Consider the following 7,758-nt stretch of genomic DNA (forward strand, 5'->3'; position numbering starts at 1 on the left):
GGGTCGGCCGGGTCGTAGCGGAAGGTCGCCACCGGCGGGGTGGCGTCCGCGGGGGCCTGCCGGATCAGGCCGCCGTCCGCGAGGGGGTACCACGGGGTGACCGCCGCGGCCGGCGGCCAGGCGTCGAGGTCCCGCCAGCCGTCCTCGCCGCCGACGTGCACCCGCACCCCGGTGGACCGCAGGCCGGAGGGGTCGTCGCAGAGGTGGGCGCGCAGCCAGGCGAGGCCGTCCGTGAACACTTCCCGCCACCCTTGCTGCAGGGCGGAGGTGTGGGTCCAGGGGCCGATGAGCAGGGAGGTCGCGCAGCCGGTGCGGCGCAGCCGCTCGTACTGCTCCAAGGTCTGGCCGAGCAGCACGTCGTGCCATCCGCCGATCAGGGCGGTGGGGACCTGGAGGCGGTCCGCGGCGTGCGCGACCGAGGCGCCGCTCCAGTAGGGGTCCTGGCCGTCCGGGCGGGTCATGATGTCGTCCAGCCAGGGGACGTCCCCCCCGAAGGCGGTCCGGTGCGCCCCGCGCAGCGGCTCCGCCCGGGTGACCTCGCGCACCCGGCGCTGGAGGCGGAGCGTCGCCCGGACGAAGGGTGCCGCGCCGCGGTGCTGGTAGGTCATGCCCACGCCGACGGCGAGGGCGGTCTCCAGGTGGAGTGCGCCGCCCGCGTGGAAGAGCGCGTGGGGGTCGTGCAGGCCGACCTGCACCACCATCGCCTTCAGCTCGGGCGGCGGGTCGAGGGCGAGGGCCCACTGGACGTAGCCGAGGTAGCTGGGGCCGACGGTCCCGAGCCGGCCGTCGAACCAGGGTTGTTCGCGCAGCCAGGCCACGGTGGCCCGGCCGTCGGCGGCCTCGTTGCGCCACAGGTGGAAGGCCCCGCCCGAACCGCCGGTGCCGCGGCAGCTCTGCAGGACCACGTGGAAGCCCTGTTCGGCGAGGAGCAGGCCGTACTGCGCCGACCACGGCAGGCCCCGGCCGTAGGGGGAACGGACCAGGAGGGTCGGGAACGCGCCCTGCGCGCGCGGGAAGTAGTGGTCCGTGATCAGCGGGTTGCCGTCGGCGGCCGGTACTGCCAGGCCCGGCTCGTACCCGGCCTCGTACCGCTTCGCCGGCAGGTGCCTCCAGCCGGCCCTCATGATCCGCGCGGACAGCGGTGGTCTACGTGACGACATCGTTCCCCTCCAGTTATTCCGTACGCTGTACGAGAATAGGGGATGTTTGGATGTCCTCGGCAACCGGCCGGTCATCGGCCCGGCGTCGCCGACACACCCACGACCAGGGCGAAGGAGTACGAGAGCGTGCCCAGTGACGGAACGTCCGACGCCGCGGGCTTCGACCCGGAACGGCTCTGGCTGCGTCCCACCACCCCCCGCAGGGGCCGTAGGCCCTCCTTCAGCCGGGAGGAGATCACCGCGGCGGCCGTGATGCTGGCGGACACCGAAGGCCTCGACGCGGTCACCATGCGGCGGGTCGCCGCCGAGGTCGGAGCGGGCGTCATGTCGCTCTACAGCTACGCCCCCGACAAGGAGACCCTGCTGGAGCTGATGGTCGACCACGTCAGCGCCGAACTGACCGTGCCGCAGCCGCCCAGCGGCGACTGGCGGGCGGACTTGAAGGCCGTGGCCCACCAGCAGCGCGCCCACATGCTGCGCCACCCGTGGCTGCCCGCAGCCCTGACCACCCGCCGCGTCCCCGGCCCCCACACGCTGGCCTTCCTGGAACACGCGCTGGCCGTCCTACGGCCGACCGGACTGGACGGCGCGGCGAAGATGGAGGTCTTCGCGCAGCTCACGGCCTTCGTGGCCGGGTACGTCGCCCACGAGAGCGCCCAGGCCGCCGTCTCCCGCTCCCCCGCGGCGGCCGCGGCCACGGCCCGCTACCTCGCCGCCGTCGCGGCCGACGGCCACCACCCGGAACTCGCCGAGGCCCTGGCCGCGCCGCCACGCCCGGCCACCCCTGACGCCACCTTCGCCCGGTTCCTGGGCCGCCTGGTCGACGGCCTCGACACCGGCTGAGGCCGGCGCGGGCCGGCGGGTCGTGTCCGGACCCGACCTCACGTTTGAAAGCGACAAGTCTGCGCAGACGCATCAGCAGACAGTCCGTACGTGGAGGAGAGGTACCTGATGGGCATTCTGGGTTGGATCCTGCTGGGGCTCCTCGCGGGAATCATCGCGAAGGTCCTGATGCCGGGCCGGGATCCCGGGGGCATCATCATCACCATATTGATCGGTATTGCCGGAGCCCTTCTCGGGGGATGGCTCGGCAAGGTCATCTTCGGCGTCGACTCGGTGGACGGCTTCTTCGAGCTCTCCACATGGATCGCCGCCATCATCGGCTCCCTGATCCTGCTGGCCCTCTACCGCCTGTTCGCCGGCCGGAGACACGCGTGAGCTCCCGGGTGCGGCGCCGTCGGCGCATGCGGCTCGGGCGGCGGCGGGGCCTCGCACGCTGGGGGCCCCGCGCCGTCGCGCGCCGCGCCGCCCTGCTCGCGGCCGCGTGGGGCGTGCGCATGACGGCGTGGGCCATGCGCAAGGCCCTGCGGCGGATGCTCCGCGCCGCGCTCTAGGGCGGCGGGGCGAGCCCCGCCGCCCGCGGCCCCGTCGTCAGAGGTCCTCCGCCGAGGGCACCACCTGTTCGGTCCAGATGGTCTTGCCGGCGGCGGTGTAGCGGGTGCCCCACCGGTGGGTCATCTGGGCAATGATGAACAGGCCCCGGCCGCCCTCCTCGTCGGTGGCGGCGTGGCGCAGGTGCGGCGAGGTGTGGCCGGTGTCGGAGACCTCGCAGATCAGGTGCTCGTCGCGGATCAGACGGACGTGGACGGGGCCGTCGGCGGCGTAGCGGACGGCGTTGGTGACCAGTTCGCTGACGATCAGTTCGGTGACGAACACGAGCTCGTCGAGCCCCCACACCTCCAACTGCCGGGTGACGGCGGCCCGGGCGGTGCCGACCACGGACGGGTCCGCCTCCAGCTCCCAGTCCGCCACGTGGTGGGGGTCGAGCAGCCGGGTACGGACCAGGAGCAGGGCCGCGTCGTCGTCCACGGGGCCGGGCAGCAGGCGGGCCAGGGCCCGGTCGCAGAGCCGTTCCAGGGGCAGTCGGTGCGGGGCGAGGGCCTCGGCGAGCAGGCCGAGGGCCACGTCGGTGTCCCGGTCGACGGCCCGCATCAGCCCGTCGGTGAACAGGGCGACGAGACTGCCGGGAGCGAGCGGGAACTCGATGCCCTGGAACGTCTGCCCGCCCAGGCCCAGCGGCGGGCCCTGCGGGAGTTCGGGGAAGGAGACCTCCCCGGTGTCCGGGGCGACCACCGCGGGGGGCCAGCCGCCGGCCCGTGCCATGCTGCACCGCCCCGACACCGGGTCGTAGACCGCGTACAGGCAGGTCACCCGGATGCCCTCGCCGTCGGCGGAGGCCGGGCGGTCGCCGTCGAGCTTGCCGGCCCACTGCGTGGACGTCTGCACGGCCACGTCGTCGAGGAGCGAGAGCAGTTCGTCCGGGGGCAGGTCCATCCGGGCGAGGACGCGCATGCTCGTGCGCAGGAGTCCCATGGCGGCGGCCGCGTGGAGTCCGTGGCCGACCACGTTGCCCACCACCAGGCCGACGCGGGTGCCCGACAGCGGGACGACGTCGAACCAGTCGCCGCCCACCCCGGACCGGCTGTCGGCCGGCACGTAGCGGCTCGCGGCCTCCACGGCCGCCTGCGGTGCGAGGGTCCTGGGCAGCAGGCTGCGCTGGAGCTTGAGCGCGGCGGTGTGCTCGCGGGTCACGACCAGCATCAGGACGACGCCGACCAGCAGCGCGCCGATGCCGAGCACGCTCACCCCGCCGGTCTGCCCGATCAGGGGCAGGTCGACGGAGGTGGAGCCGTAGGCGGGGTCGGCGTAGACGTGGAAGGCGGCGTAGCAGAACACCAGGAGCATCATCAGGCCGCCCAGGCCCGGCAGCACGCCCTTGGTCACGAAGTCCTTGACGCTGCGGGTGAGGAGCTTGCGGTAGTACCAGACGCAGGCGAAGCCGGTCAGGCCGTAGTAGAAGGCGATGGCGAGGCCGACCGACCCGATGGAGTCGGCCAGGACGTCGCGGCTGATGGCGGCCAGCAGGACGTAGAAGGCGATGGAGACCAGGCCCATGCCCGCCGTCGACCAGGTCGGGGTGAGGTACTTGCTGTGGACCCGGGCGAAGCGGGCGGGGACGGCCTTGTGGGCGGCCATGGAGAAGACGGTCCGGGCCAGCGGCAGGATGGTGGTCTGGGTGGAGGCCGCCGCGGAGGTGAGCACCATGAGGATCAGCAGCGCGGTGAGCAGCGAGCCGGCGCCGTGCTCGCCGAAGACCGCATGGCCCAGGTCGGAGAACACGTTGTCGGCGTGGTCGAGGTTGGCCAGTCCGATGCCTTCGGTGCCGACGCCGGCGAAGGCCTGCGCCGCGGTGGCGACCGAGACGTAGATGACCAGCAGCAGGACGGTCGACAGGACGGCGGCGCGGCCGGGGATGTGGCTGCTGTCGACGGTCTCCTCGTTGACCGAGACGGCGGTGTCCCACCCCCAGTAGATGAAGACGGCGGCGAGGATCCCGGCGGTGAGCGCCTCCGTGGAGGGGACGAGCAGCGGGTTGAACCAGGAGGCCGAGACCCGGATGGCGGTGTCCGGGGGGTCGGTGTAGACCCGCACCATGGCGGTGACGGCGAAGAGGAAGAGGACGAACACCTCGATGGTCAGCAGCGCGCGCTGCACGGCGGCGGAGATCTCGATGCCGACGTAGGAGACGGCCGTCATCACCGCGATCCAGGCGACGCCCGCGAAGGTCGTCCAGAACCTGTCGTCCGCGAGCGACTCGAAGCCGAACAGCCGGTACGTGTACACACCGGCGATCTCCGCGAGGTTCGTCATGACGATGACGTCGGCGACGATGATGCCCCAGCCGCCCATCCACCCGACGCGCGGGCCGAAGGCCCTGGTCGCCCAGGTGAAGGTGGTGCCGCAGTCGGCGTTGTTGGCGTTCAGCTCGCGGTAGGCGTAGGCGATCAGCAGCATCGGCACGAAGGCGAGCAGGGTGACGACGGGCGTCTGGAGCCCCACCCCCGACACGATGAGGCCGAGCGTGGCCGCCAGACTGTACGCCGGGGCGGTGGAGGCCACGCCCAGGGCCACGGAGGAGGCCAGGTTCAGGGCGCCGGCCTTCAGCCCCTTCTCGCCGGCGCCGGGGCCCACGACGATCGGCGCGGGCGCCTTCACGGATCCATTGGACGGTGCCAAACCCGAATCACCGACTCCCCGGTTCGTCCGTCACGTCCTGACAGGGCATCTTTCCTCAGCGGAGGGGGACTGCCCGGTCCGACATGCCGCACGCCGCACGGAGGGCGGCGACACGGAGGAACGGCTCAGCCGCCCGCGGGCAGCCCGGCGAGGATCAGGCGCAGGCCCAGGTCGAAGCCCCGGGAGTCCAGATCGGCCAGGGTGCCGGGGGTCTCGGCGGCCGCGGCGAGGGCGCAGGCCAGGGCCGGGAACTCGCCCGCGTAGTCGGCCGGGGCGCGGTCGAAGCCGGCGGTGAAGGTCTCCAGCGCGGAGCCGAGGACGAGGTTGTCGATCGCCGCCGCCACCTCGGCGGCCACCGCGGGCGTGCATCCGGTACCGACGAGGGCCGCGAGCAGGGCGTCGTACCCGCGCAGGGCCTTGGGCGAGGAGACACGGTGCCGGGCGACCAGCGGGATCATGTGCGGGTAGCGCAGGTACACGCGGCGGTAGCCGTGGGCGTACGCCGCGATGCCGGCCGGGCCGCCGGGGTCGGCCAGGGGCGCCAGGTCGATCTCGTCGTTGATCAGGTCCGCGACCGCGTCGAGCAGGTCGTCCTTCGACGTGACGTGGTGGTAGAGCGATGCGCCCTTGACCCCGAGCCGGTCGGCGATCGTCCGCATCTTGAGGGCCTCGACACCCTGTTCGTCGAGCAGGTCCAGCGCCGCACGGGCGATGATCGCGCGGCTCAGCAGGGACTGGCTCGGCCGGGGCATGCGGGACTCCTTCGGGCTCGGACCTCGAAGGTTACCTGTCAGGAACGCTTCACAACGGCTCAGGACTGCCGCTACATTCCAGCCACCTCGTTTACCTAACGCGGTTAGATTTCTGAGCTCTCCGATGGAGGTGGCATGCACAGCAAGGCCATGGACGGGCCCCCGGCCGGCGGCACGGCCGAAGTGACGGAGGACCCGGACGCGTCCCGGCTGCGGGACCTCGGGTACAGCCAGGAGCTGCGCCGCAGCCTGGGCGTCCTCGGGAACATCTCGATGGGCTTCGCCGTGGTGTCCCCGGTCGTCGCCCTCTACGCCGTGTCGATGGTGGGCACCACCGTCGCGGGCCCGATGTGGGTGTGGGCCCTGCCGCTGGTGCTCGTCGGACAGTGCCTGGTGGTGGGCGTCTACGCCGAGCTGGCCGCGCAGTGGCCGCTGGCCGGCGGCCCGTACCAGTGGGGCCGCCGGCTCCTCGGGCCCGCGTTCGGCTGGCTGGGCGGCTGGGTGTGGCAGTTCGCCGTGATGTTCGGCAACACCACGGTCGCGTACCTGGCCGCGCCGTGGGTGTACGCGCTCTTCGGCGCCACCCCGACCCCCGGCGGGCTCGTCGCGGTGGCGGCCGGCATCCTGCTGGCCGGGCTGCTCGTCAACGCGTACGGGATCACCATCCTGCGCCGCTTCGTCTCGCTGGGCATCGCCGCCGAGGCGATCGCCTCGGTCCTGGTCGGCCTCGCCCTGCTGCTGTTCTTCCGCGAGCACGGCTTCGCGCTGTTCACGCGGACGCTGGGGGCGGAGTCCCTGTCCGGCGGCTCCACGCTGCTGGGCTTCCTCGCCGCGGTGGCGGTGGCGGGCTGGGCGTTCATCGGCTTCGACGCGTGCGTGTCGACCGCCGAGGAGACCAAGGACGCCGGCCGGCAGGTGCCGCGCGCCATGTGGTGGGCACTGCTCAGCGTCGGGACGGTCGTCATCCTCAACGCCATGGCGGTGGCGCTGGCCCACCCGCGGCCGGAGGACGTCGTCGCGGGCAAGGACCTCGACCCGGTCACCACCGCCGTGGTGCACGCCTTCGGCGGCTGGTCGGACAAGCCGTTCGTGGTCGTGGTCCTGGTGGGCTTCCTGGCCTGTGCGGTGGCCTCCCAGGGCGGATCCGCGCGGGGCCTGTTCTCCCTCGCCCGGGACGGGGTGTTCCCGTTCTCCCGGCAGATCCGCAAGGTGAACGGCCGTCAGGCGCCGCTGGGCGGACTGGTCGCCTCGACCCTCGTCAGCGCGAGCGCGCTCGCGCTGGGCCTGAACGCCACCGCCATCGGCGCACTGATCGCCTTCGGCACGGCGGCGACGTACCTGCCGTTCTTCCTCGTGTCCCTCGCCGCGCTGATCGCCCGGCTGCGCGGTACGTGGGTGCCCTCGTCGCACATCCGGCTGGGCCGCACCGGCACGGTGCTCAACGCCCTGGCCGTCCTGTGGACCGCGTTCGAGGTGGTCAACGTCTGTTGGCCGCGTGCGGTCCTCGCGCCGCCCGGCGCCCCCTGGTACCAGGTGTGGGCCGCCCTGCTGGGCACCGCGGCGGTGCTCGGCAGCGGGGTGCTCTACCTCCTGGTCGAGCGACCGCAGGACCGCCTGCGCGAACCGGCCGAGGCTTCGGCCGCGACGACGTCGGCCGCGGACCAGGCGACGGCCGCCCCGGCTTCGGCTCCGGCAACGGCTTCACCTGCTCCGGCCCCGGCCCCGGCCCCGGCCCCGGGTCCGGTCGCCGCACCCGACCTGCCCTGACG

At 73.1% G+C, this 7,758-nt stretch carries 7 protein-coding genes; 4 read left to right on the forward strand and 3 right to left on the reverse strand.

What is annotated here, in order from left to right; genetic code table 11:
• Positions 1-1,160 (reverse strand): CocE/NonD family hydrolase (locus tag EF918_RS29150; protein ID WP_260610787.1); only part of this gene is annotated, 1,160 nt, incomplete at its 3' end.
• 126 nt (positions 1,161-1,286) lie between these two features.
• On the opposite strand from EF918_RS29150, the gene EF918_RS29155 reads away from it, so the two are divergent.
• The 3 genes from EF918_RS29155 to EF918_RS29165 all read left to right on the forward strand — a co-directional run bounded on the left by EF918_RS29155 (position 1,287) and on the right by EF918_RS29165 (position 2,554).
• On the forward strand, positions 1,287-2,003 hold the full coding sequence (locus EF918_RS29155; protein ID WP_260610788.1) for a TetR/AcrR family transcriptional regulator: 717 nt from the start codon (positions 1,287-1,289) through the stop codon (positions 2,001-2,003).
• A 108-nt stretch (positions 2,004-2,111) separates the two neighbouring features.
• Positions 2,112-2,378 (forward strand): GlsB/YeaQ/YmgE family stress response membrane protein, encoded by a 267-nt coding sequence (locus EF918_RS29160; RefSeq protein ID WP_125651927.1) that lies wholly within the window; start codon positions 2,112-2,114, stop codon positions 2,376-2,378.
• Positions 2,375-2,554 (forward strand): hypothetical protein, encoded by a 180-nt coding sequence (locus tag EF918_RS29165; RefSeq protein WP_125651928.1) that lies wholly within the window; start codon positions 2,375-2,377, stop codon positions 2,552-2,554. Before EF918_RS29160 ends, EF918_RS29165 begins: the two co-directional genes overlap by 4 nt.
• Before the next feature lie 37 nt (positions 2,555-2,591).
• Here EF918_RS29165 and EF918_RS29170 read toward each other — a convergent pair whose 3' ends face one another.
• Together EF918_RS29170 and EF918_RS29175 are read right to left on the reverse strand one after the other, a co-directional pair.
• Positions 2,592-5,216: an amino acid permease gene (locus EF918_RS29170; RefSeq protein ID WP_260610790.1), complete on the reverse strand. Its 2,625-nt coding sequence runs from the start codon at positions 5,214-5,216 to the stop codon at positions 2,592-2,594.
• Between the two features lie 146 nt (positions 5,217-5,362).
• A complete protein-coding gene (locus EF918_RS29175; RefSeq protein WP_125651929.1) occupies positions 5,363-5,989 on the reverse strand; it encodes a TetR/AcrR family transcriptional regulator in 627 nt (208 codons plus the stop codon).
• A gap of 135 nt (positions 5,990-6,124) precedes the next feature.
• Here EF918_RS29175 and EF918_RS29180 point away from each other — a divergent pair, with 135 nt between their 5' ends.
• Positions 6,125-7,756: an APC family permease gene (locus tag EF918_RS29180; protein WP_260610791.1), complete on the forward strand. Its 1,632-nt coding sequence runs from the start codon at positions 6,125-6,127 to the stop codon at positions 7,754-7,756.
• The last annotated feature ends 2 nt before the right edge of the window (positions 7,757-7,758 follow it).

It is taken from the genome of Streptomyces sp. WAC06614 (assembly GCF_003949795.1).
Taxonomy (GTDB): domain Bacteria; phylum Actinomycetota; class Actinomycetes; order Streptomycetales; family Streptomycetaceae; genus Streptomyces.

Excerpts from the sequence above, each read along its gene's own strand:
- EF918_RS29175 (WP_125651929.1), bottom strand. The coding sequence starts at position 5,989 with ATGCCCCGGCCGAGCCAGTCCCTGCTGAGCCGCGCGATCATCGCCCGT.
- EF918_RS29160 (WP_125651927.1), top strand. The coding sequence starts at position 2,112 with ATGGGCATTCTGGGTTGGATCCTGCTGGGGCTCCTCGCGGGAATCATC.
- EF918_RS29180 (WP_260610791.1), top strand. The coding sequence starts at position 6,125 with ATGCACAGCAAGGCCATGGACGGGCCCCCGGCCGGCGGCACGGCCGAA.